Here is a 26623-nt window from a genome sequence, read left to right as displayed (position 1 = left end):
AGGGTTTTCCCCAGAGGAGGACGCGGGCCTCGGGCCTTCAGGAAGGCCAAAAATGGAACGTTGGATTTCATTTGCTCTTGATGAGAACAAAAGACGGCCCAATTGAAGACGTTGGCGCGGCGGCGCCCTGCAGCGCCGCGCCCGACTTAGAATTTTTCCGGTTTCGACATTTCAATTTCCATGGCTGATTCCTCCAAAACCAAACTCCCGTTCCAGGCTGAAGTCGCGCAACTGCTGCACCTCGTCACGCATGCGCTGTACTCCAACAAGGAAATCTTCCTGCGCGAACTGATCTCGAATGCATCGGACGCCTGCGACAAGCTGCGCTTCGAGGCCCTCGACCATCCCGAGCTCTACGAAGGCCAGTCCGACCTCGACGTGCGCCTGAGCTTCGACAAGGCCGCGCGCACCATCACCATCACCGACAAGGGCATCGGCCTGTCGCGCCAGGAGGCGATCGACAACCTCGGCACCATCGCCAAGAGCGGCACCAAGGACTTCATGAGCAAGCTCAGCGGCGACCAGAAGGCCGACGCGCAGCTCATCGGCCAGTTCGGCGTGGGCTTCTACTCGGGCTTCATCGTGGCCGACAGGATCACGGTCGAGTCGCGCCGCGCGGGCCTTCCGGCCGACCAGGGCGTGCGCTGGGCGAGCGGCGGCGCCGGCGACTTCGAGGTGGCCGACATCACGCGTGCCGAGCGCGGCACCAGCATCACGCTGCACCTGCGCGAAGATGCAGACGAATACCTCAACGCCTGGAAGCTCAAGCAGATCGTCGGCAAGTACTCCGACCACATCTCCCTGCCCATCCTCATGGAGAAGGAAGAGTGGAAGGACGGCGAGAACGACCAGCCCGGCGACATGGTGAAGACCGGCGAGTGGGAAACCGTCAACAAGGCCAACGCCCTGTGGAGCCGCCCCAAGAAGGACATCACCCCCGAGCAGTACGAGGAGTTCTACAAGAGCATCAGCCACGACTACGAGGCCCCGCTCGCCTGGAGCCACAACCGAGTGGAAGGCAGCACCGAGTACACGCAACTGCTGTACATCCCGGCCAAGGCCCCCTTCGACCTCTGGAATCGCGACAAGAGCGCGGGCGTGAAGCTCTACGTGAAGCGCGTCTTCATCATGGACGACGCCGAGGCGCTGATGCCCAGCTACCTGCGCTTCGTCAAGGGCGTGATCGACTCGGCCGACCTGCCGCTGAACGTGAGCCGCGAGCTGCTGCAGGAAAGCCGCGACGTGAAGGCGATCCGCGAGGGCAGCACCAAGCGCGTGCTCGGCATGCTGGAAGACCTGGCGAAGAAGCAGAAGACCGCGCCCGAGAGCGGCGAGGGCAAGATCGACGTGGGCTCGGGCGAGTCGGTGCCGGCACCGGACCCCACCGAAGGCGTGACCGATGTTGTCGACAAGAACGCCCCCACCGCCGCTGAAACCGCCGCAGCCGCAGCCGACGAATCGGGCAAGTACGCCAGGTTCTACGCCGAGTTCGGCGCGGTGCTCAAGGAAGGCCTGGGCGAGGACTTCGCCAACCGCGATCGCATCGCCAAGCTGCTGCGCTATGCCTCCACCACCACCGACTCGGTGAGCGTGAGCTTCGCGGACTACAAGGCCCGCATGAAGGAAGGCCAGGACGCCATCTACTACATCACGGCCGACACGCTCGCAGCCGCGAAGAACAGTCCGCAGCTCGAAGTCTTCAAGAAGAAGGGCATCGAGGTGCTGCTCATGACCGACCGTGTCGACGAGTGGGCGCTGAACTACCTCAACGAGTTCGACGGCACGCCGCTGCAGAGCGTCGCCAAGGGCGCGGTCGACCTCGGCAAGCTGCAGGACGAGGCCGAGAAGAAGGCCGCCGAGGAAGCCGCCGAGTCGTTCAAGCCCATGCTCGAGAAGCTCAAGGAGGCGCTGAAGGACAAGGCGGAAGACGTGCGCGTGACCACGCGCCTGGTCGACTCGCCCGCCTGCCTGGTGGTGCAGGACGGCGGTATGAGCACGCAGCTCGCGCGCATGCTCAAGCAGGCCGGCCAGCCCGCGCCCGAGCTCAAGCCGGTGCTCGAGGTCAACGCCGAGCATCCGCTGGTGAAGAAGCTCGAGGGCTCCTCGCACTTCGACGACCTGGCCAACATCCTGTTCGACCAGGCCCTGCTGGCCGAAGGCGGCCTGCCGGCGGACCCGGCGGCCTACGTGAGGCGCGTCAACGCGCTGCTGGTGTGAACGGCCGGCCGCGCGTCATCCGGGCAGCGGCCGCCGTTCCGGCGGCGGCGCTGCTGCTCCTGGCGGGCGGCTGTTCCCACTACCACGTCGGCATTCCACTGGTGCCCGGGCTCTCGCTGGGGCTCGGCGCCACGAAGGACGGCAATTTCTCCGTCGGACTGAACACCGGCTTCGGCCCGCTCGGCGCGGGCGTGGCGGTGAACAACGGCGGGCAGGTGTCGGGGTCGGCCGGCGTGGGCGTCGGCGTGGGGCCGGTGCGCACCGGCGTGAGCAAGAGCGCGATGCTCTACGACCCGAAGGGCCAGCCGGTGGCGGCGCCCGCCGCACCTGGCGCACCCGCCGCACCTGGCGCACCCGTTGCGCCAGCCGCGGCGACCAGCGGGGTGGCCGCCGCTGCGCCCGGCACCCCCGTGCAGTACTACTCGACGCCAGAGGCGCCGTTCACGCCCGTGGCGCCTGTCGTTCCGCCGGCTCCGGTGGCCGCGGCGCCTGCGCCAGTCAGGAGGGCGCCGCTGGTCAAGATCACGCGCCCGCCGCCCGAGCCCATCACTCCCGTGGCGCCCGTCGCCGCAGCGGCGCCCGCCGTGAACGTCACTTACCGCACGCCGGCCGTGGCCGCCGCCGCGGCATCGGCCCGGGAGGCCGGCACGCCTGGCAATCCGGTCGCGCCCTGATCTCTTCCTGATCCCGCTCGGCCCTTGTGGCCTCGTGCGCCCCGAGCCGCCCGGCATCGGGCGATGCCACTACCATGGCGCAGGACCCTTCCTCCGCCCCATGACACGCCGCCGACCGCTTCTGCAGCAACTGCTGGCCACGACCACGCTCGCGGCCGCGCCGTGGCTGCCGCGAGCGGCGAAGGCGCAGTTCGCCTACCCCTCCAAGCCCATCCGCTGGATCGTGCCCTACCAGGCCGGCGCGGGCACCGACATCGTCGCGCGCACCATCGGCGCCCAGCTGGCCATCGACTCGGGCCAGTCGGTGACCATCGAGAACCGCGGCGGTGGCAACACCGCGCTCGGCGCCATCGAGGCGGCGCGCGCCCCGGCCGACGGCTACACGCTGCTGTCGGCCGACAGCGGCACGCTGGTGTTCAACCCGGCGCTGTACCGAAACCTCAGCTACAACCCGTCGCGCGACTTCGCGCCCGTCACCCTGCTCGGGCGGTTGCCGATGGTGCTGCTGGTGGGGCCGGCCAGCGGCGTGAAGGATGCGCGGGCCTTCATCGACGACGCGCGCGCCTTCCCCGGCAAGGTCAGCTACGCCTCGGCCGGCACCGGCAGCCCGCAGCACCTGTCGATGGAGCTGCTCGAACGAGAGGCTGGCCTGGAAATGGTGCACGTGCCGTATCGCAGCGCCGCAGCCGCGGTGGCCGACGTGGCCGGCGGCCAGCTGCCGGTGATCATGTGCGACCTGGCCGCCTCGCGCCGCTTCATCCCCGGCGGCAGGCTGCGCCCGCTGGCGGTGGCGAACCCCGTGCGCCTGGCGCAGCTGCCGCGCGTGCCCACCTTCGCCGAGATCGGCCTGCCGCGCGTGGAGGCCGCCGCGCTCCTGGGCCTGGTGGTGCCAGCCAACACGCCGGGCGAGATCGTCTCGCGGCTGCAGCAGTCGGTGGCCAGCGCCATCCACAACCCCGCAGTGCTGCGCAGGCTGGCCGAGTTCGGCGTGGAGCCCGCGGGCGACACGCCCTCGCGCTTCGCGGCGCTGCTGCAGGGCGAATCGGCGCGGTGGCATCCGCTGATCCGCGATCTGAATCTGTCGTTGGACTAGCTAGGCTCCTTGCTTGTCCAAAGCGGACCACAGGGGTGGACGAGAACCGCACGAGCCAGCGCACACCGCGTGCGTAGCGGGAATTGACTGGATGCCACGCGTTTGTTCCCCTCAGGATCACATAGCGTGATCTTTCTCTGTCAGTTTAGAGACCAGCGTTTACGGAGCTCCGCCTCTGATTCTGGACAGCGATGTGCGACTAATTGCCCTTTTGTAAGGGTGCCGCTTTCGTAGGCGCAAAAGTGCTCCCTGGTGCTATGCCAGCGCATATGTCCATCTTCGAAGAAGCTCGTGGCGACCAACGTCATATGTTCACGGCTGCTGACGTAGCGATACCAATGGTAGTGACAGCCGCTGTAGCCGGTGGGTACCACGCTTGGGATATTCAGCGTTTCAATCTCGCCCAGCGAGGTCGGCTTCGGTTCTCCCGCCGGAACTGCATCGGGGCACTGGTGCGCGGCAGATCGGGAGAAGCCCCGAACCCTGATGCCCAGCAGGTCATCGGAACCCAGCAGCAACTCTGTTCCGACTGGATATTCAGCAATAGACAGGTCTTGATACTCGGTTTGGCATGCTCCTCCAGTCGACGCTTGCACAAACCGAAACTCTTTCGACACCGGCAGCTCCGGATATGGACTCTCTACGATTCGAATGCGAAGCCCTTTAACCGTCGAGGCGCCCCGCAGCGGAGCGGGCGGGATCGGCACAGGTTCCTGTGCGACTACTACACCCCAAAACCGGTACTTGCCCTTGAGGTATTCCTCGTACTTTGAGCGTTCGGTTGGATCGCTGGAAGGAGAGCAGGCCATCGCCGGTGCAGCGCAAACCACCAGCATGCATGCGAGGCCGAGTTGAATTTTTTGAGATCGCATGTGTTTGTTGGGAAAGCCAATCCCCCTGATTGCTTTCATGGTGCGGCCTCGGCCGAACGTTCGCCCGCCAGGACACTCTGGCGGGCTTTATTTCTGACACGCGCCGGAAGCCAATTGGATGACAGAAGTGTGGACAGGCCCCGGATCTCCTGAACTTACAAGCGCCGCCAAGTCACTTTCGAGGACTCAATTTTGTCCGTGTCGGAGTCGAACCATGTTGCGTATCCATCCATTTGCGTGGACCCTCCGTTCAATATCAATTGGATCATCCCGGAGCCAGTGATATTGCCGCGTTGCCCTCGCTTGTTGTAGGAGCCAAAGACCATCGACCGAGTCACACGCATGGTGTACGTGAAATTTCTTGGATCGATGGTGGTCGCGCCTTCACCCTTCACAGTCACGCCCAGCTGCCGCAGCTCGACGCGCTCCTTGACCTCTCGCAGCACGGTAGGTTCGCCAGGGGTGGGCTCCAAACACGTCTGCTCCCAAATGCCCGTCAGATCAAAGCGCTCCTTGTCCGCCCAATGGAGAAGTCGGCTCATGCTGCGAACAACCCATTCTGAAAATGCAGGCGAAAAAAAGTTGGCAACAAGGCCGGAAACAATCCCAAAAACAAAACCCAGTAGCAGGTCCATGGCACTCCAATACGACAGGTCGACCGAAACAACGGACGTTATTTCCACGCAAGACCGGAAAGTAATCCATCTGTCGGCTTCGAGTGGCGAGAAGTTTTCAGCGAAATAGGGGCCGCGCGGATTCTCCTATCTTGCGGTACCCCCGGTTTCTATCGGAACGGGCCTTCACCCATTGACACGTGTCCTTGAGAGCGCATTCGCCATGCGTGCCTGCTTCCCCTATAGGGTTCGCCCCTGGAATGTGACTGAGAAAGACTCGTGCGCATGGCAACTCGCAAGCCGGCCAAGAAGCCAGGACCCGCGACGAAAAGACCAGCAAGACAGCCGCACCAACGCACTCCTGACCGCCACTGGCTCGGTCTTTCAAACAGGCACTGCGATCCCAGGAGCTATTGCAGCCCCAGGCGATGTCCCTCAGCAACCAACGCAACCAAGCGATCTGCAATCGAGGTGGCTTTGCCTGCAACCGTCTCGATCAGCTCCGTCCCGCTAGAGAACCCGTAGTAGCGAACCTCCAAGAAGTGCGCGAAGCCGTCGGGTACATCACTTGCCTCTCCAGCGATGGCCGCCCCGATTGAGTTGTACTCGCGCGGCTCGGTGACCAGCGCACCGGCGTTCAACAGCCGAGCGGTGTAGATGCCGGGCACTTCCTTTTGGATGTCGAGGGTCAGGATCATTGAAGCCTCCAGTGATGATCTGCACGATGCTACTGCCACCATATGGCTGCGCAAGGTAGTCTTGACTAGCGCGTAGTTCCCTTGCCGTTTGATAGATTTCCTCGCATGGGAGCCTGTGGCCGCGGGGCGTAGTGAAAGGATGTTATAGGCGCTATAGGTAGTGGGTTGACCAATAGGCTGGCACTAGATATAGTGTTTGCGCCCAGTTTGCCTGAGGTGCCCATGATGTCGTTTGACGAAATCGAATTGGAAGCGCGCAAGCTCCTCGCTGCGATGGAGCAGGATGCGTCGCGCATTTGGCCTAACACTCGCCCGGCACGCCATTTCATGTGTGATCCCCAGGCAGCGTGTCGCTATCTGGGGTTGCAATACCTTCCAGATAGCCACCTGGGCATCTACGGTGGTACTGCAACAGCTGGGATGCTCGACTGCGACAACCGCGCGGTGCTAATTTCCTCAAAACAAAGCTTTGAATCGCAGCGGTTCACTGCTGCGCACGAGATCGGACACTGGTTACTGCATCCCGGTCAAGGGAACTTGTTCCGCGATCGAGCGCTGACCAGCCATGGTGGGCCGGGTCGTCCAAGAGTGGAGCAAGAGGCAGACTTTTTTGCCGCCTGTTTCTTGGCCCCTCCCAAGCTGGTTCGCCTCGCATTTGCCGCACGCTTTCCTGTGCGGGAGCCGATCACCAACACAGGGGCCGTCTGCTTCAATCTTTCGATGCGAAATGCACAGTATCTGGAAGGATTGCCTGCAGGGTCGTTGGAGTTCGCAGTTGCGGTTGCGGGCGCTGAATCTTTCAACGGGCAGTACTTCAAATCACTGGCAAATTTGTTCAGTGTCTCGCCTAAGGCGATGGCGATTCGGCTTCGGGAACTCGGCTTGGTGGGCTGAGTTGGCACTGGCGCGAGGGCAAGCCACTCTGTGGTTATCACTTGCGCTTCCCCGGGGCTTAAGGGCGAGATGAGAGCCGCGCGGTCCAGCGCATATTGCGTGCGCAGTCGGATGGACCGAACCCGGCGCTTTCGCCGGCAAGTTGTCTCCTCGCTTGCTATCTTGCGGGTGATCCTCCCACCTGTTTGCCCCGATAGGTTTTTCTGGGTAGCGCGACTTCAGCGTCCGTCTTTCGATGCGTCTTTCGAGTGTTTCTTGTCACCGTAGAGCTGGTCGTAGATTTTTGCTGCCGAGATTTGGTTGGAATACTCATCATCGTCGGGGGTACCGAACTCATGATCTTTCCCGGCAAAGGTCAGCGTGTATGAAGTACCGCCTGTCGCCTTGATTCGAACATCTCCCCGCCGGATCTTTTCCAACGCTTTCCTAAGGTATGAGGTTTGTGCCAACGCTGCGATGTCTTCGGGAACCTTCCCAGTCTCTGCGATTGAGAGATCAATCGACCGCTGTATCCTAGCCTTCGCTTCATATTCCCTCATGGCATCGAACGAGCCTTGCGCAAACCCAGTGAGATAGACAACTAGGGTTGTGAAAAAAAACAGGTGCAAAGGCACCTGCATTTGCGTGAGCACGAAGAGTGCTCGTCCCCCTGGCTGTGCTGCCGGTGTTGGCGCGAGATGGCGTGTCCAAGCGTTGTAGAGCCCTTGATAGGCGAGGGCATCGACGCTGACCAGTGCTACGAAAAACCAAGGGACAAACCAGTAGGTTCCGAAGTTGATCAGTACGTCGTCGATCTCGAGCTTCAGCCCCGTAAAGATTGCTCCCGCAGCAACTAAGTACGCGAGATCGAGTTTTAGAAAAATGCGGGAGTGATCCAGCAGTTCCTTCGCCACGGATGACCGCTTTGCTTGCGTTTCAACGAGGCGTTGTTTCCAGGGCGCTTTCATGGGAGCGGATTCTGACATTACGGCCCCCTATGGGGTTCGACCCGCGGCGCAAGGGCGGGAAGACTCGCGCGCATGGCAACACGCAAGTCCGCCAAGAAGCAGGCACCAGCACCGAAGAAGACCACCACCAAGCCCGCAGCTCCCAAGAAGGCCGCGAGCGCACCTGCGCGCAAAAAGGCCGCACCGCCGGCAGAACCGAAGAAACCAGCCCGACCGGCCCGGCCAGCTGCACCAGCACCAGCCGCTGAACCCGCACAGCTCGGCCTGACCGACCTGCAGCAGCGCTTCGTCGACGAGTACCTCGTGGACCTGAACGGCACGCAGGCTGCCATCCGCGCCGGATACAGCCTGGACACCGCCCGGCAGATGGCATCGGAGAACCTGTCAAAACCGTACATCCAAATTGCCATCGCTGAAGCTCGAAAGGCCCAGCAGGCGCGCACGCACATCGAGGCTGATCGCGTGGTGGTGGAAGCCTGGAACATCGTGTTCGCCGAGGCCAACCAGTCGCTCGCGCACATGATGGGCAACCAGAAACGGGCGCGCACGCAGGTGGACGAGATGCTGGTGGCGATGATCGTGCAGGACATCGGCTCAAGTCAGTATGCTGTCGTCATCGAGGGCGACGATGTGACGCCAGCGCGCACCGTGGTGCTCAACAAGCCTGAGGCGGACCCGCTCACCGGCGTTCCCCACCTCTCCAACGATCTGCAGCGCACCATGCTGCAGGTCGGGTTGGAAGATGTGCCCAGCTGCCGACCTACCGCGGGCAGCAGCTCAACGCGCTGTCCGAAGCGATCAAGAGCCTGCCGGCGCAGTACCAGGCCGCCGCCATGCCGTTCCTCGCCAGCCTCATGGGACGTACCGTTCAAGCGGGCGCTCGTGGACGCTCTGCGCGCAGCTTCGGCGCAGGAGACGCCCGAGCAGGTGGAGAAGCGCATCCAGGAGGCGGTGCAGGACGCGCTGGCGAAGGCCGGCAACGACCTCAAGGCCCGCGAGCTCGACATGAAGGAGCGGCTGACCGAGGCTCAGATCAAGCAGATCATGGCCCAGGCGGTGCAGACCGGCGTGCAGGCAGCCTTCGCGGCGATGCAGGGCGGCGCACAGGTGGCGCAGATGCCGATGATCGCGCCCATTGCCGACGCCATCACGCAGGGCGCGGGCTACCAGCGGCCCACGCCGGGCGGCGACGACCCGAACTTCCCGACGCCCGCGCAGACAGCCGCCATGAACATCAAAGACCCCTACATCCAGGGACAGGCCCCGGCCGCGCTGGCGGCAGAAGGGGAGGCTGCAGCTGCAGCGCCAGTGCGCGAGAACACCAGCCCGACGTTCCCAGCCCGCGCGGCAGAAGGGGCGACCGGCATGGACGGCATCGAGACGGCCCGCACTACCTACAACGTGCCAGCCTGAACTGTCAGCCGAACATCCCGTGGCGCCGGCCAACACCCGGCACACCGTCTTTCGGTCCGTCAGGTAGAAAGTGCTCAAAGCCGGGGACGGGCTTTGTTGGGTCGAGCGCGATGGCCCATTTCTCGTGTGATTTGTCGGAAGCGGAATGCAACGTGCCCGCGGTGAACTGGGCGAAGCTGAGCACGATTTCCAGAGGGGTAGCCGTGGAGAAGTCGATGGTGCCGGTGACGCCGACGAGCATCCGGTATGTCGCCACGTTGAGCATCGGCTGCACGTCGTCCTTCGAAATCTGCGCTCGTCTCACGTGCGCGACCTTGTTTCGAACAGCCCCCAGGGCGTTGAGGCCGGGCACGAGTGATGTCAAGGACGGCCCGTTTGCCGGCAACATGCGGACTTTTTGGGCGTACCGCAAGCCCAACTTGTCCAAGCCAATGGATGGGAAAAGGTGCTTGAGGTATTCGGTAAGAAAGAACTCCACGACGAGATGCGCGTGTAGCACTTGGCCGAGCTCGGCTGAGTCTTGTTCCCAGATGGCCGAGAAATCTTTGTGCCGCTGCTGCATGTGGTGCACCAGTCCTTCCGGGCCCCCGAAGAGCGCCACGAGGCGCGCGTACTTCAGGTCTGCGTTCATTTCGAAGGCGCTAGTGTTGTTGGCGTCGGTCATGTGGCGGAGCCTATCAAACGGGCCGGCGCAAGCTATCGACAACCTGCCGGCCTGAGCTGCGCCCTCTAACGGGCTGCCGAGAAGGTCTCGAGCAGCTTTTGCGTCAGATCCTTCACGGGAATATCCGTGAACTCAACAGCTTCCAGGTAGGCAGCCTGTTGCTCTCCGGCCAGGAAGCGCTCGACGGTCTGCCGCAGTACCTGGTAGCCGCGCAGCCAGTCCTCGACCAGTGAGACAGCCTCGATGCTGCACGCCTTGCCGTCTTCGACTCGAAAGAAAACGATGCAAGGGAGCTTCTGGTCGACAGGAAGTCCGAGCTTGCCCATCATCACTTCGTTGAAGTTGTCGGCCGTGGCCCGGTACATTTTGGACCACAGAAAAAATATGGTGAGCTCAGACCCTGACAGTCGGTGCAGATCTCGGTTGCATGCGTGGTCGGTGAGGATGCTTTGGGTTATGCCGTCTGTGAAGTCCGAGAATACAAACGCGAACGCTTTGGCTCGGCCGGTGGCGAGATGTTCCCTGCACACCCTTGCGACCTTCGCTTCGAACGACTCGATGAAATGGCCAGCAGGCGCATTGCTTTGGACTTCGACGATGGGGTACATGGCGGAGTTGGGATTGAGAGTTGGGCGCATTCTGCCGCTGGTATAGGTCCGAAGGCCCGCGCGGACTGTTACGGGCTGCTTGGCGGCGCTTGAATCAATGCGAGTTTGGGCTGCGACAGCATCTGCGAGACGTAGTTGATCAGGGAGATAGCTCTAAGGCTATTTCGCCTGGTGTCGTAGTCGACCGACTCTCCATGGATCACCGTGTGTCGGTTCAACTGCCAAAAGCCGGGCCCGCGTGCTTCAGGTCCTGCGCTGATGGGGAGGATCTCCGTCAGCGGAGCAAGCATTGCAGCAGTCAGGGGGTTGTCGGAAAGCTGGTCAACATGCCCGGCGATGCCAGGTCGCTTGTTCTCCTTGATGAAGAAGTACTTGTTGCCCACTTCCATGCAGATTCCGTCCATCTGCGTAAGAAAAACCGGGATGGAGCAGGCGTAAAGACCGTCTTTGTGGGCGCGAAACGCCGCTGCCAAAATTCGTGCCCGACTGGGAAAAGCGGTCGCAATTTCTGACTCGATAGCGTCAAGGCGCGTCGTGAAATGATCCTCCAGCGCGACCTCAGTCTCTTCGATCCGTCCTTCAGAAATCGCGCGCGCGAACTCGAACGGAGTGGACAAGGCCATCTCTCCATCGAGATACCAGCCTCGCTGCCCCAGTTCCATCAAGGCCTTTCGATATGCGGGCGGCATCGCCTTGGCGGCCTCGACAAGCCGCACAAGGTTTGGATGAAACTCGATCCACCATTTTTGCAGCTCCTGCAAAGCAGGCCGAATCTTTTCGAGCATCGCCGCAAAGCGTTCGGCCACAAGCTGAACAGCGGGTCGCGCCCTGTCGTACGCCTCCACAACTCGCTTCATGATCTCCGCGAGCTGCTTTGCAGTTTCGGGGTCCTGCTGGGCCTTCAGCAGGAACTGATTGAGTTGGTTTTTGTCCATGCCCCGATTTTCGTGCCTCGAAAGTGGCACCCCCTGTAGGGTTTCCGTTGAGAAGGTGCCAGCGGCAAAGTTCGTCCAAGCGCGACGTAAAAAGCTATGCGTGAAGCAGCCCGCTCGTGAGAGCCGGCACCTCCCTCGAAAGAGCGCGAGGTAACTCCCCCAGCTGGAGGTGTACGGGGTGGGGCTTCGGCCCCGCCCGGTGCTCCGAATGCGGATGTCCCTAGCGGCCACGGCGACATGTGGCGGACGAGCATGACGGCAACAACCGACAACTTCTTTGACAGCATCAACGGCGCACTGACGCCGGAGCAGGCTCTCCAGGCATTGAGCTTGGAAGAGAAGGGCGATATCGGTGGCAAGCCGGACGACGGTGGCGCGCCCGCGACCACCACTGCAACCGACGACAAGCCCGGTGCGGCTGAGCCTACGAAGGGCAACGAGCAAACCGACGAGACGAAGGGCAAGGCCGATGGCGCCCAACCTATCCCGGAAGACCAGCAGACCGCGGACAACACCGTGGTCCTGGCGAGGGACGGCAAGCACACCATCGACTTCAGCCACCCGGACCAGGCACGCCAGCAGCGCGACACGTAGAGCCGCGGACGCGAAGCGCCAGCTGGCGGACCTGCAGGCGAAGGCCCGAGAGGAAGAGGGGCAGGCCCTCGACAAGACCGACAACCGGAGCCCATCCTTTACGGCAACTTTGCCGAAGCGCCACCCCCTTGCTCACGCCGGCCTAAGACGCTCTGCCTAGATTGGCGGTGCCCATGACCACCCGCCGGTTCCATTACGTCGTCTTCGCCGACGATTTCTTCCGATCTCCCGCCAACGGGCTTCAGTACCACGTCGCCAACCGGCGATTCCTCCGGGGCTTCTTCGATTCCGCGCTCGGGCGCCTGGGTCTTCCGGTGAGCGAGGTCGCGCCGATGTCCGAGGGCGGCCGCATCGACGTCGCCCGCCTCATGGACCGGCTGGAGCTGCCCTGCACGCCCGCTGGCTGGGCGCGCGCCTGCATCGCCGACCTCTCGCCGCTGGCCGGGCGCGACGGCATGCCGGCCTTCGGTCCCGGCTGCCTTGTGATCGGCTGGGGCCTCACGCCCGCGCAGCAGCAGTGCATCGACCGCTGCGGCGCCAGCTACCTCGACATCGAGATCGACCCGCGCCGCTTCACCGAGCACCTGCATTTCTGCGCGCGCACCAACGACCCCGCCATCGAGGCCGCCCTGCTGGCGCACCGCGTGGACGAGGAGCTGTTCTGGAACCACGCGAGCGCCCTCAAGGGCCGCTTCGCGCGGCATGGCACGGGCTCGCTGTTCGACCCGAGGCTGCGCGTAGGCCTCTTCTTCGGCCAGAGCCTGGTGGACCTGTCGCTCATCAGCGGCGGCCGCACCATGCACCCGGCCAGCGTGATCGCACCGCTGCGCGAGCTGGCCAAGAGCGTCGACCTGCTGGTCGTCAAGCCGCATCCCTACGAGCCTGCGCTGCACGACCTAGCGCCCATCGCGCGTGCCATTCCCAACGTGGCGTGGACGCGCGAGAACACCTACGCGCTGCTGTCGGCCGGCAACGTGCATTTCGCGGCCAGCCTGTCGTCCAGCGTGCTGACCGAGGCGCGCTACTTTCGCAAGCCCGCCCACGCGCTGATCCGCGCCGACCGCAACGCGGGCGAGCTGCTGCCTTCCACCTGCTCGGGCTGGATACCGGTGGGTGCGGAACTGGGGTCGAAGGACTTCATGGCCGCTGTCTGCGGCATGGAGGACGAAAGCGCTGTCGCCGATGCCGCGCACAGCTTTGCGGCCTGGCCAGCCACGGCCATCGACCGAGCCTTTCTCACGCGCTGGGGCCTCGACGACCGGACCGCCGGCCTGCCCGAGGTGGCCGAGCTGCAGCTGGGCCGCCCCTACCTGTTCCACCCCGGCAGCCCCGCGACGGGCTGGCTGAGCCACGGCTGGTCGGGCTGCGACGGCGAGGGCGCGCGTAGCGAGGGCGAACTGGCCTGCCTCGTGGTGCCGCTGCCCACGCTGTCGGCGCCATCGCAGGCCTACGCGCAGTCGCTGTCGCACCAGCAGCCGTATCGCGTGGAGGTACGCGTCGATTACCGGAGCAACGCCAAGTCCACGAGCGTCCATGCGATGTTCGACGGCATGGTGCTGCCCGGCCAGCGCGTGACCGGTGCGCGGCGGCGCAGCCTGGTGTTTGAGGTCGAGCCGGCGGCGGGGCGCAAGTGCCTGGTGCTGCAGTTCGTGGTGGCCGATACCGGGCGTGGCGCGGTGATGCGTAGGCGCGCGGTGCGCCCGGGCTTCACGCTGAAGAAGCTGCAGGTGTCGCTGCGCATGAGCCGGGGCGTGATCTCGGCGCCGCCGAAGGCCAACGTAGCGGCGCGCTGGTCCGAGATCTCGCCGGTGCGCGCCATGACGCGGGTGTTCCGCGCGCTGGTCGATTCGGCGCGCGGGTTGATCAGCGGCTAGCCGGGGCCTTCACAGCAAGAGTCGCCAGCAGCGCGGTCCAGTGCCCGAGCCGGTCGAGGGCGGCCTGGCGGCCTTCGGTGGCGTCCCCAGACTCGGCCGCGATGACAAGCAGCTCATCGGCCGCGGTCGCCACGGCCCGCGCGAACTTCCGCGCATCGCCGCGCCACACCACCACCCGGTGCGCCAGCCCCAGCTGTGCCGCGCGGCCCGCGTTGATCGCCTGTTCGGGCTGGTCGGTGAGCAGCAGCAGGATCGGCTTGCGGTAGACCGCCGCGATCGACAGCGCCGCCATGCCCGGCGCCGAGACGATGAAGGCGCTGTGCGCGGCGGCCTCGATCCAGTGCTCGTCGCGCGCATGCCAGTGCGGGCGATGCGCATAGCCCTCGCCGACGAGGTGCGCGGGCACGCCGGCGTCGGCGAGGCCTTGCTCGAGCCCGTCGGCCAGCGCCGGTTCCTGGAAGTGCGGGTTGAGGTAGACGGCCGCCACGCGCTGCCGCGTTGCATCGCCCCTGTCCACCGCATCGACCACCGCCACCGGCGTGGCCAGCCGGTGGCGGCCGTGGCCGTCGTGCTGCGGTTCGCCGTAGGCGAAGTCGTGCTCGATGCGCGCGAGGCTGCGGTCGATCTGCCAGGCCACGATGCGGCCGAACACCCGGGCGACCAAGCCCGGCATGCGTCCGCTGAAGTTGGTCTCCAGCGCATGCCGCAGGCTCGCGCCGTACACGTGCACCACCTTGCGCCGCCACAAGGGCAGCCAGCCCATCAGCAGCAGCGCGGGGTGGAAGGAGTCGTTCACCACCAGGTCGGCATCGCGCAAGTGTGCGCGCAGCTTCCACATGTCGCGCAGCATGCGTTCGGGCCTGAACATGTACAGCGCCACGTTGCGGTCGGTCTCGTGGCGCAGCATGTTCTGCTGCGTGTCGAACTGCACCGCGTAGTGGCGCGAGAGCACCGGCGCGTCGATGCCGAAGCCGGCGAGGAAGCGCGCGCCTTCGTCGGAGGTGGTGAGCACGCGCACCTGCGCGCCGGCCTCGCGCAACGCATGCGTGAGCAGCTGCGCGCGCATGAGGTGGCCGCGCGCGTCCGCGGTCGCGAGGTAGAGGATGCGCGGCGGCATCGCTCAGGCGTGGTGCCGCACCGGCGGTGCCGAGCCGGGGCGCAGGCGCAGCGCCACGCCGGCCAGCCACATGCCGAGCGCGCCGGTCACGCCGAAGCCGCGCTCGGTGTCGCGCACCTCGCGCATCACCCGCGCGAGCCGCCGCTGCTCGTGCGGCGCCACGCATCGCTGCAGCGTGTGGCTGCACAGGCGGATGTGGCGGTCCTCGTCGGCCATCACGCGCGCGAGCAGCGGATGCAGCGCGTGCTGCGGGCCGATCAGCGCGCAGTGGCGCTGCAGGATGCGCGAGGCCATCTGCTCGGCCGCGAGGCCGATGGCGTAGGCCGGCACCAGGCCACCGTGTGCAAAGTGCGGCGCGTGGCGGCGGATCAGCGCCTGCCAGCGCGCGAGCTTGCGGCGGCTGAACCAGTCGGGCTGTGGCGCTTCTTCCGGCGACGCAGCGGCCTGCGCATTGCCGCCGCGCTCGACGATGGCCTGCGCGAAGAGGCGCGCGTGCAGCTGCTCGTCGGCCAGGTGCTGGTCGAGCTGGCGCGCCAGCCACTCGGGCGGCGCGATGCGCAGTTCGCGCTGCAGCGCCTGCTCGGACGATTCCTCGCCCACCAGGTAGAAGCGCAGCAGCAGCATCTCGCCCTCGTTGCTCGCATGCAGCTGGCGCAGCGCGGCGCGCTTGACGTGATGCACCAGCCAGGCTTGCAGCGCGGGCCAGCCGCGCAGCCGCGGCGGCGAGAGGCAGTCGAAGCCGGGCGTGGTGCCGGATGCGGGTTCAGCGGCCATCGGCCTTTGTCTTCGCCGTCTGCGGCTGTTGCTGCTGCCAGCCCAGCACCAGCCCGATGAAGCTGTCCTGCAGGAAGGCGCGCGCGGCCGCGTCGGCACCCGCGAACTCGCGCTGCTGGCCGTCGTAGCGGATGTAGCCCTTGCCGTTGGCGGCGCCTAGAAGCAGCTTCTCGTTCTTGCGGAAGCCGCGCTGCAGCAGGGGCTGCAGCAGCGACTGCGATTCGAGCCCGTACAGGAACAGGTCGCGCTGCACCACCTGGCGTGGGATCTGGCCGCTCAGTGCCTGCAGCTCCAGCGTCCAGTTGCCCTGCTGCATGGCCTCCGCCAGGTCGCGGCCCTTGGCGCCTGGCGCGCGGAAACGCGCGCGCGCCACCGACTTCGAGGCGCGGCTCAGGCCCAGGCCGATGGTGATGTCGGCGTCCCTGGCGCCGTCGGCGCGGTTGTCGTCCACCTGCACGAAGACGTTGGCCAGCCGCGCGGCCAGCGATGGCCTGGCCAGCGCCTCGACGATCTGCTCGGGGGTGAGCATCACGCGTTCGGTGCCGGGCTCGTTCACCGTCACCTTGTACGGATCGATGCGGATGTCGTCGAACTCGCCGCTTACGGGCGAGTGCGCATGGCTGCTCACCGACCACTCGGTGCCCGAACGGCTCAGCAGCGCATGGAAGGTCAGCGGCACGCGCTGGCCGTCGCGCGCGCGGCCCGAGCCCTGCAGCAGCACGTCGCCGACGATGGTTTTCTCGGGATAGCTGCGGGTGCTGGCGAAGCGGATGGTGTGCGCCGCGGCGTCGAGCGCGGCGTGGGTGTCGGCGTCGTCCAGCGCGAGGCGGTTGCACTCGCTGCCGCCACCCGCGAGCGCCGCGAAGGGGCAGCCGGCGTCGGACTTGAAGTTGAAGACGCCGCGGCCCGCGAAGTCGGCGGCACCAGCCAGCGTGAACGCGCCTGCGAGCGCGAGGCCCAGTGCCGTGCGGCGGACGGAAAGTGAAGAGAAGTTGCGCATGGTCTTTGGTTGTTCTTCTGCTGCGGAAAGGAAAAAAGGCGGGGCTCGATCAGGGCCGGTGATAAGACAGCGCCTGCGCATCGGCATTGGTGCGCCCGGTCGTGTGCCAGCCGATGCCGCGCGCGAACGCGCCCAGCATGTCGACGGCCGAGAAACCGAGGATGAGCGCCAGGCCCGCGAGCCAGCGCAGCCCGCGCAGCGGCGGCAGGTCCTGATGGTTCAGTGCCTTCATGCTGAAGCCCAGCCGCGTGAAGAGCACCGCCAGTGGCCCGATCGGGCCGCTCTTCGCGAGCCATTGCCAGCGCGGCGACACATAGCTGCGCAGCAGGTGCGGCGTGAGCGAATAGGTGTCCTGCCCGCGCATCCAGCGCAGTTTCAGCGCCTCGGCGCGTGTGTCGGGCAGGCGGTGCTCGGTGTGGGCCGCGGCCGCGTAGTGGATGGGCACGCCCGCCGCCTTCAGCCGCATGCCGAGCACTTGGCAGTGCGCGCGGTAGACGCCGTCGAGCGCCTGGTAGCTGTGCTGCTCGAACACGTCGCGGCGAAAGGCCACGTTGTTCGCGTAGAAGTTGCTCGTGGCCCCCGCATGGTCGGCGTTGGGGAAGTACATGAAGTCGATGGTGGTGAGGGCCGTGCCCACCACATTGGCCGCATAGCTGGTGCGGCCGGCCACCACGGCGGGGGCATCGGCACCCTTGGTGAACGGCAGCAGCATCTGCAGCAGCCAGTCGTCGTCGGGCAGGCAGTCGGCATCGGCGAACACCACGTGCGTGCAGCGCTGCGCATCGGTGGCCGCGAAGCCGGCGTTCTTGGCGTCGTAATAGCCGGTGCTCGTGTCGATGCGCACGAAGTCGATGGGGCGGCCGGCGAGCGCGCTCACGGCCTCACAGGTGGCAGGGCTCAATCCGTCGTGCGTGATGACCACCTGCGCGAGCGCGCTCAGCGGCAGCTTCTGTTTCGCCAGCAGGGCGACGAGGCGCTGCAGGCTTTCGCCCGCCCTGGCCTCTGCATCGGCGCCGCCGCGCAGGTTGTTGGTCTCCAGGACCAGCGCGCAACGCGCGGCAACTTGATCGGGCATCATCGAATTTTCCTGTCCGGACATCGTTTTGAAGGCTTGCATCCTGCTTTTATCGCACAACCGCGCCCGCCACCAGTGCCGCACGCCATGGGGCCGTCCATGAAGGTGACCATCTTCGGCGCGGGCTACGTGGGCCTGAGCTTCGCCGCCTGCCTGGCCGAGGCGGGCCATGAGGTGCTCTGCGCGGACGCCGACCCGGCGCGCATCGAGGGCCTGCAGGGCGGCCGGATGCCGCTGCACGAGCCCGGCCTGGAAGCGCTGGTGGCCTCGGGCGTCGCGGCGGGCACGCTGCGCTTCACCGCCGACGAGTGCGCGGCCTGCGAGCATGGCGACCTGCTCTTCATCGTGGTGAACACGCCGGCCGATGCGCAGGGGCGGGTCGACCTGCGGCACGTCATCGCGGTGGCCGCCGCCATCGGGCGGCACCGCGACCGCGACGCGCTGGTGGTCTGCAAGTCGACCGCGCCCGTGGGCACGGCCGCGCAGGTCGAGGCCGTGCTGGGCGGCGAACTCGCGCAGCGCGGCGCGCGGCACCGCATCGCGGTGGCGGTGAACCCCGAGTTCCTGCGCGAAGGCTCGGCCGTGCGCGATTGCCGGCAGCCCGACCGCGTGGTGATCGGCAGCGAAGATCCATGGGCCATCGGGCTGCTGACCAGGCTCTACGCGCCTTTCATTCAAGACCCGCAAAGGCAGTTGCTCGTGATGGACCGCCGCTCGGCCGAGCTCGCCAAGTACGCGGCCAACGCGATGCTCGCCACCCGCATCAGCTTCATGAACGAGATGGCGCGCGTGGCCGAGCAGGCGGGCGCCGACATCGAGGCGGTTCGGCGCGGCATCGGTGCCGACCGGCGCATCGGGCCCGACTTCCTGCAGGCCGGCGTGGGCTATGGCGGCTCCTGCCTCGCGAAGGACGTGCGGGCGCTCACGCATGCGGCCGAACGTGCGGGCCATGCGCTGCGCATCCTTTCCGCCGTCGCTGCCACCAACCACGAGCAGAAAGGCAGGCTCTTCGAGCTGATGTCGCGGCACTTCGGCGGCACGCTCGCGGGCCGGACCATCGCCGTGTGGGGCCTGGCCTTCAAGGCCGACACCGACGACATGCGCGACGCGCCCAGCCTCGTGCTGCTGGAGCGCCTGTGGGCGGCCGGCGCGCGCGTGCGGGCCTACGACCCTGCCGCGATGCCGAATGCGCGCGGCATCGTCGGCGAGCGCGACGACATCCGCTGGTGCACCACCGCGCAGGAGGCACTGCAAGGAGCCGATGCGCTGGCCGTGGTCACCGAGTGGGAGGAGTTCCGGCGGCCCGACTTCGCGCAGCTCGCTGGCGAGTTGAACGCGCCGCCCACCATCTTCGACGGGCGCAATCTCTACGACGCCGCGCAGGCCGAGTCGGCGGGCATCGCCTACTACGGCATCGGCCGGGGCCGGTCGTCAATGCTGCGCTGAGTCTTCCGAAGGCACGAAGGCATGGCCCGGCGTGAGCGGCGCATGCCGGTAGCTGGCCGGTGTGCGGCTCAGCTTCACCGGTGCGCCTATGCCGCGGTAGCCGCCGGGCATCTCCACCACCATCTCGCGATGAAGCGTGTGCGGATGCTGCAGCGCTGCATCCACCGGCAGCACCGGCGCGGCGGGCACGCCGGCGGCCATGAGTTGATCGACCAGCGCGCGGCCATCGAAGGCGGCCATCGCGGCTTCGAGCCGCTGCTTGAGCTGCGCGCGATTCACCGAGCGTGCGCCGGCCGTGCGGAAGAGCGGGTCTTCAGCGAGTTCGGGCAGGCCGATGCAGCGGCACAGGCTCGCGAACTGGCGGTCGTTGCCCACGGCGACGAACACCGGATCGGTGCCGGTGGCGAGCGCGTCGTAGGGATAGATGTTCGGATGCGCGTTGCCGGTGCGGCGGGGCTCGGTGCCGTCCATGAACCAGTTGGCGGCGTGCGGATGCAAGAGCGACAGGCCGCTGTCGTACAGCGCCGCCTCCACGAACTGGCCGCGGCCGCTGCGGTTGCGTTCCTGCAGCGCGAGCAGCACGCCGATCACCGCGTTGAGGCCGGTCACCATGTCCACTACCGGCAGGCCGACGCGCAGCGGGCCGCCGTCGGCCTCGCCGTTGATGCTCATGATGCCGGTCATGGCCTGCACGGCGGCGTCGTAGCCCGGCAGCGCGCCCAGCGGGCCGTCGGCGCCGAAGCCCGAGACGCGGCACCACACGAGGCGCGGGAAGCGCTTCGACAGCTCCTCGTAGCCGATGCCCCAGCGTTCCATGGTGCCGGTCTTGAAGTTCTCGATCAGCACGTCGGCCTCGGCCACCAGCGCGAGCAGCGCCCCGCGGCCTTCCTCGGTCGAGAAGTCGAGGTGCTGCACGCGCTTGTTGCGGTTGAGCCCGTGGTAGTACGAGGCCACGCCTTCCCTGAAGGGCGGGCCCCAGGTGCGCGTGTCGTCGCCCTGGGGCGGCTCGACCTTGAGCACGTCTGCGCCATGGTCGCCGAGGATCTGGCCGCAGTAGGGGCCGCCGAGGATGCGGGAAATGTCGAGTACGCGGATGCCGGCGAGGGCGCCCTTGGAGGCCTGGTTCATTTCGGTGTTCTCAATCGAGCTGCGCGCCGGACTTCTTCACGACGTCCTTCCACTTCACCGATTCGCCTGCGATGAACTGCCCGAGCTTCTGCGGCGATGTATCGGCCGGCACTTCGAGGCCCTGCGCCGCGAACATCTGCTTCACCTTGGGCGAATTCAGCACCTCGGCAAACGCATGGTTGAGCTTGTTCACGCGGTCGGCGGGCGTGCCGGCCGGCGCGACGATGCCGAAGAACACGCTCACGTCGTAGCCCTTGTAGCCCTGCTCGGAAATCGTCGGCACATCGGGCAGCGCCTGCGAACGCGCCACGGTGGCCACGCCCAGCGCGCGCAGCTTGCCGGCCTTGACGTAGGGCAGCGCGGTGAGGATGTCGGTGAAGGTCATGCTGACCTGGTTGCCCAGCAGGTCGTTGAGCGCGGGGCCCGTGCCCTTGTACGGAATGTGCTGCAGGTCGGTGCCCGCCACCGAATTGAAGAGCACGCCCGCGAGGTGCGACGAGGCGCCGTTGCCCGACGAGGCATAGCTGAGCTTGCCCGGGTTGGCCTTGGCGTAGGTCACCAGCTCCTGCACGTTCTTCACCGGCAGCGTGGGGTTGACCACCAGGATGTTCGGCAGGTAGCCGACCTGGATCACCGGCGCGAAGCTCTTCACCGGGTCGTAGTTGATCTTGCGGTACAGGCTCGAGTTGATGGCCAGCGGGCCCGAGGTACCGAACAGCAGCGTGTGGCCGTCGGCCTCGGCGCGCGCCACGTACTCGGCGCCGATGTTGCCGCCTGCGCCCGCGCGGTTCTCCACGATCATGGGCTGGCCGAGGCGGTCCTTCATCTCGGCGGCGAGCGTGCGGGCCATCGCGTCGGTCGGACCGCCGGGCGGGAAGGGCACGACCAGCATCAGGGGCTTGGAGGGAAAGGCGTCGGCAGCTTGCGCAGCGGGCATGGCCGCCGTCAGCGCGGCACAGGCGGCCAGCAGGAGGGTGAAGCGTTTCAAGGGATGTCTCCGATTCTTCGAATGAAAGAGAAAGCTCAGGCGGGCACGGCCGTGGGCGAAACGGCCGTCGCGTTCCAGTCGGCTGGCATCGCGTCGGGCGAGAGCGGATCGCGCGGCAGCACGCGGTGCAGCAGCACCAGTTGTGCCCAGCGCATGCGCGCTGCGGAGCCGCCGCGCGCGGCCTCCCAGGCCATGGCGATGGCGCTGGTGCAGTGGTAGAGGGCGGAGGCGGCCTGGCGCGCGAGCACGTCGCCGCCTTCGCGTGCGGCGGTCTCGGTGAGCGCGGCGGCGCGGTCGAGCGCGTCGCGCAGGGCCTTGGCGAAGGCGGGAGCCAGCGCCGCATCTGCAAGCAGCTTCTCGCAGTGCGCGCGCAGCACCGGCAGCGAGCCTTCGCGCTTCACCGCGCGGATCACGTCCAGCGCCACGATGTTGCTCGTGCCTTCCCAGATCGATCCCAGGTGGGCGTCGCGCACGAGCCGCGCGTCGCTCCATTCCTCGATGTAGCCGCAGCCGCCGCGCACCTCCATCGCGTCGCCCGTGACCTTGCGCGCATCGCGGCAGGCGCGGAACTTGATGAGCGGCGTGAGGATGCGCAGCAGCGCGTACGCATCGGGCTCGCCCGCGTCGGAGCGCGCGAGCGCCAGCGCCGTCTGGCACACCATGGTGCGCGCCTGCTCGGCGGGCAGGCGCAGCTTGTCGAGCTGGCGCTGCATCAGCGGCATCTGCTCCAGCGTGCGGCCGAAGGCGCGGCGCTCGGATGCGATGAACTCGGCCTCGGCCACCGCGCGGCGCATCAGGCCGGCGGCGCGCACGCCATTCGACAGGCGCGAGTTGTTGACCATGTCGGCCATCTGCACGAAGCCGCGGCCTTCCTCGCCCACCAGCCAGGCGGTGGCGCCTTCGAGGCGGATCTCGCCGCTGGCCATGGAGCGCGTGCCGAGCTTGTCCTTCAGCCGGATGATGCGGTAGCTGTTGAGGCTGCCGTCGTCGAGCCGGCGCGGCAGCAGGAAGAGCGACACGCCCTTCATGCCCTGCGGGCCGTCATCGGCGCGCGCGAGCACCATCGCGAAGTCGGCGTCGGGGTTGGAGCAGAACCACTTGTCGCCCGTGAGGCGCCAGCTGCCGTCCGATTCGCGGCGGGCCAGCGTGGCGGTGGCGGCGATGTCGGAGCCGGCGGCCTGTTCGGTCATGAACATCGCGCCCTGCGCGAGTTCGTCGAAGTCGAGCGAGGTGAGGCGCGGCAGGTATCTGGCGACCAGCTCCGGGCTGCCGAACTTCTTCAGCGTGCGCGTGAGCGAGTCGGTCATCGACACCGGGCAGCACAGGCCGAACTCCGCCTGCACGAACAGGTAGGTCAGCACGTACTTGACCAGCGGCGGCATCCTGCCCTTCCAGCCCAGCGTGTCGTTACGGTGCGAGATGGCGGCCAGGCCGAATTCGGCGAGCGCGAGGCGCTCCATCTCCACATAGGCGGGGTGCTTGACGATCTTCTGCTCGTCCAGGCCGGTGCGGGTGCGCTGCTTCAGCACCGGGGGGTTGCGGTCGGCGGTGCCGGCCAACTCGTCGATCAGGCCGCCCGCGAGGCCGCCCAGGCGCTCGAAGTGCGGCTGCATGTGGCGGCGCAGGTCGTCGGGCAGGTAGAGCGCGAGCAGCGCGTACAGCTCGGCGTCGGTGGTGAAGAGGTTCTGGCCGTGGCGATCGGGGATCGGATGGGCGTGCTCTGGCATGCGCTTTGTCTCCTTGAGTCTCTGGTTTGGCGCATTGTTGAAGCCGGAACGATCCGTGTCTAATATCGATTTGGTCTTGTTCGATTCGATCTGACTATCCATGGAACTGCGGCACCTGCGCTATTTCTGCGTGCTCGCCGAGGAACTGCACTTCGGGCGGGCGGCGCGGCGGCTGTCGATCTCGCAGCCGCCGCTGTCGGTGGCGATACGGCAGCTCGAGGACAACGTGGGCGCGCGCCTCTTCGAGCGCAACAGCAAGGAGGTGCGGCTCACGCCCGCGGGCGAGGCGCTGCGAATTTCGGCGCGCCGGCTGCTGCTGCAGGCCGAGGAGGCCGCCATCGAGGCGCGCGACGTGGCGCTGGGGTCGGCCGGGCGGCTGCGCATCGGCTTCGTCGGCGCGATGTTGTACCGCGGCCTGCCGCAGGCGCTGCGCGCCTTCCAGGCGAAGCACCCGGCGGTGCGCATCACGCTGAGCGAGCTCAATTCAGGCATGCAGATCGCCGAGCTGATGAACGACCGGCTCGACCTGGGCTTCGCTCACACGCACCGCGTGCCGCCCGAGCTGCAGCATAGGCTGCTGCTGTCCGAACCCTTCGTGGCCTGCCTGCCCGCCGGCCATGCGCTGGCGCGCAAGCGGGTGCTGGCACCGGCCGACCTGCGCGAGCAGCCCTTCGTGCTGTTCTCGCGCGAGGTCTCGCCCGACTACCACGAGCGCATCCTGAGCATCTGCGCCGACGCGGGCTTCCTGCCCGAGGTGAGGCACGAGGTGCGCCACTGGCTGGCGGTGGTCTCGTGGGTGTCGCAGGGCCTGGGCGTGGCGCTGGTGCCGCAGGCGATGCGGCATTCGGCCCTGCGCGGCGCGGTGTTCAGGCCGCTCGACAGGGCGGTCGCGCAGTCGGAGGCCTACGGCATCTGGCACAACGGGCCGGCCAACGTGCTGGTCGAGCGGCTGCTGGAGGGCGTGGTGGAGAGCCTTGCCGCCACGCGGGAAGATCAGGCGTGATCAGCGTGACTAGGCGTACAGCGGCTCTTCCGCCATCTGCTCGCACTGCTCCTCGAGCATGAGGATCTGCCCCTTCCAGTAGTCGCTGGAGCCGAACCACGGGAAGTTGATCGGGAAGATCGGGTCTTCCCAGCGCCGCGCCAGCCAGGCGCTGTAGTGGATGAGGCGCAGCGTGCGCAGCGGCTCGATCAGCGCCAGTTCGCGGCGGTCGAACTCGCGGAACTGCTCGTAGCCGTCGAGCAGGCCCGACAGCTGCGAGGTGCGCTGCGCGCGGTCGCCCGACAGCAGCATCCACAGGTCCTGCACCGCGAAGCCGGTGCGCGCGTCGTCGAGGTCGACGAAGTGCGGGCCGCCGCCGGGACGGTCGGTGGGCGTCCAGAGAATGTTGCCGGGGTGCACGTCGCCGTGCAGGCGCAGCTTGCGGGGCTGGAAGTCGGCCGAAGGCGGGCTGGCCGCGAGCGCGGTGGCGCCGATCATGTCCAGCGCCTCGTTGCAGGCCTTCTCCCAATCGCGCTGCACGTCGAGCGGTATCTTGTCGTTGGCGAGCAGCCAGTCGCGCGAGGCGATGCCGAAGCTCTGCAGGTCGAGCGCGGGCCGGGCCTCGAAAGGCTTCGCGCTGCCCACTGTGTGGATGCGCGCCAGGAAGCGGCCCACCCATTCGAGCACTTCGAAGTCGTCGAGCTCGGGCGCGCGGCCGCCGCGGTAGGGGCTCACGCTGAAGGCGAAGCCGGCGTGGTGGTGCAGCGTCCTGCCGTCGAAGGCCAGCGGGGGCACGGCAGGCACCTCGGCGGCGGCCAGTTCGAGCGAGAAGCCGTGCTCCTCGAGGATCTCGGCCTCGCTCCAGCGGCCAGGGCGGTAGAACTTGACCACCACCACGCTGCGGTCTTCCAGGTGGACCTGGTAGACACGGTTCTCGTAGGAATTCAGGCCGGTGAGCCGGCCGTCGCCGTACAGGCCGAGCGTCGCGAGCGCGTCGAGCACCACGTCGGGCGTGAGGCTCTCATAGGGATGTGTATTCGCGGGCGCCGCGGAAGATTGGGTCATGCGGCGATTGTCGTCGCCGCGCGATGCCCCTGGCGTCAGCCTGCGGCGGACTGCTTGCAAAGGGACAGGATGTGGCCGGTGCGCGGATCGCCCTTGCCCGCCAGCACCTGCTCGTAGGCGGCCTGCACCGCCTCGCCGCCGTTGTGATGCTCGGCATGCAGCCAGGGCGCCTTCGCATCGGTGACGGTGGCCATGAAGTCGTGCCAGGCCGCGACCATGCGGCGGCCGAACTCCTCGGGGCCCCATTCGGTGGTGCGCTTCTTGATCTGCGCCGGCGCGAAGAACAGCGTGGCGCGCGGGCCCGGCAGGTCCTTGCCCGCGCCCTTGGCCGCGAGCTGTTCGACGTGCGTGCCGCCGATGGAGCTGCTGTACTTCAGGTTGGTGAAGCGCTCGTGGATGGCGCTGCGCAAATCGCCGTTGCCCGCGAAGTCGACGTACACGCAGGGAGTGTCGGCCGCGATGCTGTCGAGCGCGTCGTAGGTCACCACGCGGTCGTAGCAGCCGAGGCTTTCGCAGAACGCCACGTTGGCGGGCGAGGTCAGGCCGATCACTTCGATGCCCTCGCGCTTGTGCATCTGGAAGGCGGTGCCGTAGGCCGTCTTGCTCGATGCACTGGACAGCAGCATGGTGCCGGCGCCGAAGAAATCGTTGTCGGCCATGAAGTCGTCGATCAGCCACGAGGTGATGAACAGCGGGCGCAGCAGCGCCTGGATGTCCTCGGTGCCGGCCGTGTAGAGCGGGTCGCTCGCGCAGCGGAAATACTGGTTGTAGACGGCGGGCAGCTCGGCTCGGTGCGGCGCCATGTCGGTGAAGCGCTCGGGCGAGAGCCGCCCGGGGCTCAGCACCGTGCTGGAGGCCATCGGCCAGTAGCCGTAGAGCCGCTCGCCCACAGGCACGCCCGGGTGCAGCGACTGCACCACGCTCGCGAAGCCCCACACGGGGATGCTGCCCCAGCCTTCCTCGCCGCTCGGGAAGAACTGCCAGTAGCTCATCGCGTCGCCGAAGGCGGCATACGTGATGTTGTTGGACGTGAGCGCGAAGCTGTCGATGCGCACGCGCACCTGGCCGTCGGCGAGTGCTTCGTCTGTGGCGGTGTGGAGGCGCGTGGTGGAGAGCTGGTCTTTGCGGATGAGGAGGGTGGTGGTGCTCATGAGCGTGGCTCCTGGCGGTTGTGGTGTTCGCCTACGTTAGCCAAGCTTGATGAAAGGCGCCATCGCGCAGCCG

Annotated in this window: 25 protein-coding genes; 9 read left to right on the top strand and 16 right to left on the bottom strand. The window is 66.8% G+C overall.

Going from position 1 to position 26623, the window contains the following annotated elements; translation table 11 throughout:
* The first annotated feature begins 180 nt into the window (after window positions 1-180).
* The 3 genes from htpG (at window position 181) to ABL843_RS29380 (ending at window position 3984) form a co-directional block, all read left to right on the top strand.
* Window positions 181-2217 (top strand): molecular chaperone HtpG, encoded by a 2037-nt coding sequence (htpG, locus tag ABL843_RS29390; protein WP_126025447.1) that lies wholly within the window; start codon window positions 181-183, stop codon window positions 2215-2217.
* Complete coding sequence (locus ABL843_RS29385) at window positions 2214-2891, top strand: hypothetical protein (RefSeq protein WP_418118300.1); 678 nt, start codon at window positions 2214-2216, stop codon at window positions 2889-2891. The genes htpG and ABL843_RS29385 overlap by 4 nt, the downstream gene beginning before the upstream one ends.
* Before the next feature lie 100 nt (window positions 2892-2991).
* On the top strand, window positions 2992-3984 hold the full coding sequence (locus ABL843_RS29380) for a Bug family tripartite tricarboxylate transporter substrate binding protein (protein WP_184639677.1): 993 nt from the start codon (window positions 2992-2994) through the stop codon (window positions 3982-3984).
* 140 nt (window positions 3985-4124) lie between these two features.
* Here the strand turns inward: ABL843_RS29380 and ABL843_RS29375 are convergent, their stop codons facing one another.
* The 3 genes from ABL843_RS29375 to ABL843_RS29365 form a co-directional block, all read right to left on the bottom strand.
* Window positions 4125-4895, bottom strand: a complete 771-nt coding sequence (locus tag ABL843_RS29375) for a hypothetical protein (RefSeq protein ID WP_418118299.1) — start codon at window positions 4893-4895, stop codon at window positions 4125-4127.
* Between the two features lie 116 nt (window positions 4896-5011).
* A complete protein-coding gene (locus ABL843_RS29370; protein ID WP_418118297.1) occupies window positions 5012-5491 on the bottom strand; it encodes a hypothetical protein in 480 nt (159 codons plus the stop codon).
* A gap of 389 nt (window positions 5492-5880) precedes the next feature.
* Window positions 5881-6168: a hypothetical protein gene (locus ABL843_RS29365; RefSeq protein WP_418118296.1), complete on the bottom strand. Its 288-nt coding sequence runs from the start codon at window positions 6166-6168 to the stop codon at window positions 5881-5883.
* Between the two features lie 222 nt (window positions 6169-6390).
* On the opposite strand from ABL843_RS29365, the gene ABL843_RS29360 reads away from it, so the two are divergent.
* Window positions 6391-7062, top strand: a complete 672-nt coding sequence (locus ABL843_RS29360) for an ImmA/IrrE family metallo-endopeptidase (RefSeq protein ID WP_418118295.1) — start codon at window positions 6391-6393, stop codon at window positions 7060-7062.
* Between the two features lie 218 nt (window positions 7063-7280).
* Here the strand turns inward: ABL843_RS29360 and ABL843_RS29355 are convergent, their stop codons facing one another.
* Complete coding sequence (locus ABL843_RS29355; protein WP_418118294.1) at window positions 7281-8009, bottom strand: hypothetical protein; 729 nt, start codon at window positions 8007-8009, stop codon at window positions 7281-7283.
* Window positions 8010-8081: 72 nt separating this feature from the next.
* Here ABL843_RS29355 and ABL843_RS29350 point away from each other — a divergent pair, with 72 nt between their 5' ends.
* The gene (locus tag ABL843_RS29350) at window positions 8082-9422 is read left to right on the top strand and encodes a terminase small subunit (protein WP_418118292.1); all 1341 of its coding nucleotides are present in this window, start codon (window positions 8082-8084) and stop codon (window positions 9420-9422) included.
* A gap of 4 nt (window positions 9423-9426) precedes the next feature.
* Here ABL843_RS29350 and ABL843_RS29345 read toward each other — a convergent pair whose 3' ends face one another.
* The 3 genes from ABL843_RS29345 to ABL843_RS29335 all read right to left on the bottom strand — a co-directional run bounded on the left by ABL843_RS29345 (window position 9427) and on the right by ABL843_RS29335 (window position 11629).
* Window positions 9427-10086 carry a hypothetical protein gene (locus tag ABL843_RS29345; RefSeq protein WP_418118291.1) on the bottom strand — a complete coding sequence of 220 codons (660 nt, stop codon included), beginning with the start codon at window positions 10084-10086 and terminating at the stop codon, window positions 9427-9429.
* A gap of 65 nt (window positions 10087-10151) precedes the next feature.
* Complete coding sequence (locus ABL843_RS29340) at window positions 10152-10694, bottom strand: hypothetical protein (RefSeq protein WP_418118289.1); 543 nt, start codon at window positions 10692-10694, stop codon at window positions 10152-10154.
* A gap of 68 nt (window positions 10695-10762) precedes the next feature.
* Window positions 10763-11629 (bottom strand): hypothetical protein, encoded by an 867-nt coding sequence (locus ABL843_RS29335; RefSeq protein ID WP_418118288.1) that lies wholly within the window; start codon window positions 11627-11629, stop codon window positions 10763-10765.
* A gap of 252 nt (window positions 11630-11881) precedes the next feature.
* Here ABL843_RS29335 and ABL843_RS29330 point away from each other — a divergent pair, with 252 nt between their 5' ends.
* Complete coding sequence (locus tag ABL843_RS29330; RefSeq protein WP_418118286.1) at window positions 11882-12223, top strand: hypothetical protein; 342 nt, start codon at window positions 11882-11884, stop codon at window positions 12221-12223.
* A 173-nt stretch (window positions 12224-12396) separates the two neighbouring features.
* The gene (locus tag ABL843_RS29325) at window positions 12397-14097 is read left to right on the top strand and encodes a hypothetical protein (protein ID WP_418118285.1); all 1701 of its coding nucleotides are present in this window, start codon (window positions 12397-12399) and stop codon (window positions 14095-14097) included.
* Here the strand turns inward: ABL843_RS29325 and ABL843_RS29320 are convergent.
* The 4 genes from ABL843_RS29320 to ABL843_RS29305 are packed head-to-tail and all read right to left on the bottom strand — an operon-like array spanning window position 14087 to window position 18066.
* Entirely contained in the window at window positions 14087-15214 is a 1128-nt protein-coding gene (locus tag ABL843_RS29320) for a hypothetical protein (protein WP_418118284.1), read from the bottom strand. The two genes, ABL843_RS29325 and ABL843_RS29320, sit on opposite strands and share 11 nt — an antisense overlap.
* Window positions 15215-15217: 3 nt before the next feature.
* Window positions 15218-15988 (bottom strand): hypothetical protein, encoded by a 771-nt coding sequence (locus tag ABL843_RS29315; protein WP_418118282.1) that lies wholly within the window; start codon window positions 15986-15988, stop codon window positions 15218-15220.
* The gene (locus tag ABL843_RS29310) at window positions 15978-16988 is read right to left on the bottom strand and encodes a hypothetical protein (RefSeq protein ID WP_418118281.1); all 1011 of its coding nucleotides are present in this window, start codon (window positions 16986-16988) and stop codon (window positions 15978-15980) included. The genes ABL843_RS29315 and ABL843_RS29310 overlap by 11 nt, the downstream gene beginning before the upstream one ends.
* A gap of 49 nt (window positions 16989-17037) precedes the next feature.
* Window positions 17038-18066 carry a glycosyltransferase gene (locus ABL843_RS29305; RefSeq protein ID WP_418118280.1) on the bottom strand — a complete coding sequence of 343 codons (1029 nt, stop codon included), beginning with the start codon at window positions 18064-18066 and terminating at the stop codon, window positions 17038-17040.
* Between the two features lie 96 nt (window positions 18067-18162).
* Here ABL843_RS29305 and ABL843_RS29300 point away from each other — a divergent pair, with 96 nt between their 5' ends.
* Complete coding sequence (locus ABL843_RS29300; RefSeq protein WP_418118279.1) at window positions 18163-19509, top strand: UDP-glucose dehydrogenase family protein; 1347 nt, start codon at window positions 18163-18165, stop codon at window positions 19507-19509.
* Here the strand turns inward: ABL843_RS29300 and ABL843_RS29295 are convergent.
* Genes ABL843_RS29295 through ABL843_RS29285 form a run of 3 tightly spaced genes read right to left on the bottom strand, consistent with a single transcriptional unit; the run spans window position 19495 to window position 23352 of the window.
* A complete protein-coding gene (locus ABL843_RS29295; RefSeq protein ID WP_418118277.1) occupies window positions 19495-20637 on the bottom strand; it encodes a CaiB/BaiF CoA transferase family protein in 1143 nt (380 codons plus the stop codon). The two genes, ABL843_RS29300 and ABL843_RS29295, sit on opposite strands and share 15 nt — an antisense overlap.
* Window positions 20638-20647: 10 nt before the next feature.
* Window positions 20648-21625 carry a Bug family tripartite tricarboxylate transporter substrate binding protein gene (locus ABL843_RS29290; protein WP_418118276.1) on the bottom strand — a complete coding sequence of 326 codons (978 nt, stop codon included), beginning with the start codon at window positions 21623-21625 and terminating at the stop codon, window positions 20648-20650.
* 35 nt (window positions 21626-21660) lie between these two features.
* On the bottom strand, window positions 21661-23352 hold the full coding sequence (locus ABL843_RS29285; protein ID WP_418118275.1) for an acyl-CoA dehydrogenase family protein: 1692 nt from the start codon (window positions 23350-23352) through the stop codon (window positions 21661-21663).
* Between the two features lie 100 nt (window positions 23353-23452).
* On the opposite strand from ABL843_RS29285, the gene ABL843_RS29280 reads away from it, so the two are divergent.
* The gene (locus ABL843_RS29280; RefSeq protein ID WP_418118273.1) at window positions 23453-24355 is read left to right on the top strand and encodes a LysR family transcriptional regulator; all 903 of its coding nucleotides are present in this window, start codon (window positions 23453-23455) and stop codon (window positions 24353-24355) included.
* Between the two features lie 9 nt (window positions 24356-24364).
* Here ABL843_RS29280 and ABL843_RS29275 read toward each other — a convergent pair whose 3' ends face one another.
* Together ABL843_RS29275 and ABL843_RS29270 are read right to left on the bottom strand one after the other, a co-directional pair.
* Window positions 24365-25399, bottom strand: coding sequence for a serine/threonine protein kinase (locus ABL843_RS29275; RefSeq protein ID WP_418118271.1), 1035 nt, complete (start codon window positions 25397-25399; stop codon window positions 24365-24367).
* A 35-nt stretch (window positions 25400-25434) separates the two neighbouring features.
* Window positions 25435-26550, bottom strand: coding sequence for a DUF2855 family protein (locus ABL843_RS29270; RefSeq protein WP_418118270.1), 1116 nt, complete (start codon window positions 26548-26550; stop codon window positions 25435-25437).
* Window positions 26551-26623: the final 73 nt, after the last annotated feature.

Origin of the sequence: Variovorax sp. 350MFTsu5.1, assembly GCF_048302515.1 — a bacterium.
GTDB lineage: Bacteria > Pseudomonadota > Gammaproteobacteria > Burkholderiales > Burkholderiaceae_C > Variovorax > Variovorax guangxiensis.
The sequence above is the reverse complement of the archived record's forward strand: the minus strand, read 5'-3'. Positions and strand labels throughout refer to the sequence as shown.

What these genes read in the sequence shown, in the direction of transcription:
- ABL843_RS29355 (WP_418118294.1), bottom strand. Translation starts at nt 8,009, where the DNA reads ATGAAAGCGCCCTGGAAACAACGCCTCGTTGAAACGCAAGCAAAGCGG.
- htpG (WP_126025447.1), top strand. Translation starts at nt 181, where the DNA reads ATGGCTGATTCCTCCAAAACCAAACTCCCGTTCCAGGCTGAAGTCGCG.
- ABL843_RS29320 (WP_418118284.1), bottom strand. Translation starts at nt 15,214, where the DNA reads ATGCCGCCGCGCATCCTCTACCTCGCGACCGCGGACGCGCGCGGCCAC.
- ABL843_RS29325 (WP_418118285.1), top strand. Translation starts at nt 12,397, where the DNA reads ATGACCACCCGCCGGTTCCATTACGTCGTCTTCGCCGACGATTTCTTC.
- ABL843_RS29340 (WP_418118289.1), bottom strand. Translation starts at nt 10,694, where the DNA reads ATGTACCCCATCGTCGAAGTCCAAAGCAATGCGCCTGCTGGCCATTTC.
- ABL843_RS29305 (WP_418118280.1), bottom strand. Translation starts at nt 18,066, where the DNA reads ATGATGCCCGATCAAGTTGCCGCGCGTTGCGCGCTGGTCCTGGAGACC.
- ABL843_RS29310 (WP_418118281.1), bottom strand. Translation starts at nt 16,988, where the DNA reads ATGCGCAACTTCTCTTCACTTTCCGTCCGCCGCACGGCACTGGGCCTC.
- ABL843_RS29360 (WP_418118295.1), top strand. Translation starts at nt 6,391, where the DNA reads ATGATGTCGTTTGACGAAATCGAATTGGAAGCGCGCAAGCTCCTCGCT.
- ABL843_RS29375 (WP_418118299.1), bottom strand. Translation starts at nt 4,895, where the DNA reads ATGAAAGCAATCAGGGGGATTGGCTTTCCCAACAAACACATGCGATCT.
- ABL843_RS29345 (WP_418118291.1), bottom strand. Translation starts at nt 10,086, where the DNA reads ATGACCGACGCCAACAACACTAGCGCCTTCGAAATGAACGCAGACCTG.
- ABL843_RS29380 (WP_184639677.1), top strand. Translation starts at nt 2,992, where the DNA reads ATGACACGCCGCCGACCGCTTCTGCAGCAACTGCTGGCCACGACCACG.
- ABL843_RS29350 (WP_418118292.1), top strand. Translation starts at nt 8,082, where the DNA reads ATGGCAACACGCAAGTCCGCCAAGAAGCAGGCACCAGCACCGAAGAAG.
- ABL843_RS29370 (WP_418118297.1), bottom strand. Translation starts at nt 5,491, where the DNA reads ATGGACCTGCTACTGGGTTTTGTTTTTGGGATTGTTTCCGGCCTTGTT.
- ABL843_RS29295 (WP_418118277.1), bottom strand. Translation starts at nt 20,637, where the DNA reads ATGAACCAGGCCTCCAAGGGCGCCCTCGCCGGCATCCGCGTACTCGAC.
- ABL843_RS29275 (WP_418118271.1), bottom strand. Translation starts at nt 25,399, where the DNA reads ATGACCCAATCTTCCGCGGCGCCCGCGAATACACATCCCTATGAGAGC.
- ABL843_RS29365 (WP_418118296.1), bottom strand. Translation starts at nt 6,168, where the DNA reads ATGATCCTGACCCTCGACATCCAAAAGGAAGTGCCCGGCATCTACACC.
- ABL843_RS29280 (WP_418118273.1), top strand. Translation starts at nt 23,453, where the DNA reads ATGGAACTGCGGCACCTGCGCTATTTCTGCGTGCTCGCCGAGGAACTG.
- ABL843_RS29270 (WP_418118270.1), bottom strand. Translation starts at nt 26,550, where the DNA reads ATGAGCACCACCACCCTCCTCATCCGCAAAGACCAGCTCTCCACCACG.
- ABL843_RS29335 (WP_418118288.1), bottom strand. Translation starts at nt 11,629, where the DNA reads ATGGACAAAAACCAACTCAATCAGTTCCTGCTGAAGGCCCAGCAGGAC.
- ABL843_RS29315 (WP_418118282.1), bottom strand. Translation starts at nt 15,988, where the DNA reads ATGGCCGCTGAACCCGCATCCGGCACCACGCCCGGCTTCGACTGCCTC.
- ABL843_RS29330 (WP_418118286.1), top strand. Translation starts at nt 11,882, where the DNA reads ATGACGGCAACAACCGACAACTTCTTTGACAGCATCAACGGCGCACTG.
- ABL843_RS29285 (WP_418118275.1), bottom strand. Translation starts at nt 23,352, where the DNA reads ATGCCAGAGCACGCCCATCCGATCCCCGATCGCCACGGCCAGAACCTC.
- ABL843_RS29300 (WP_418118279.1), top strand. Translation starts at nt 18,163, where the DNA reads ATGAAGGTGACCATCTTCGGCGCGGGCTACGTGGGCCTGAGCTTCGCC.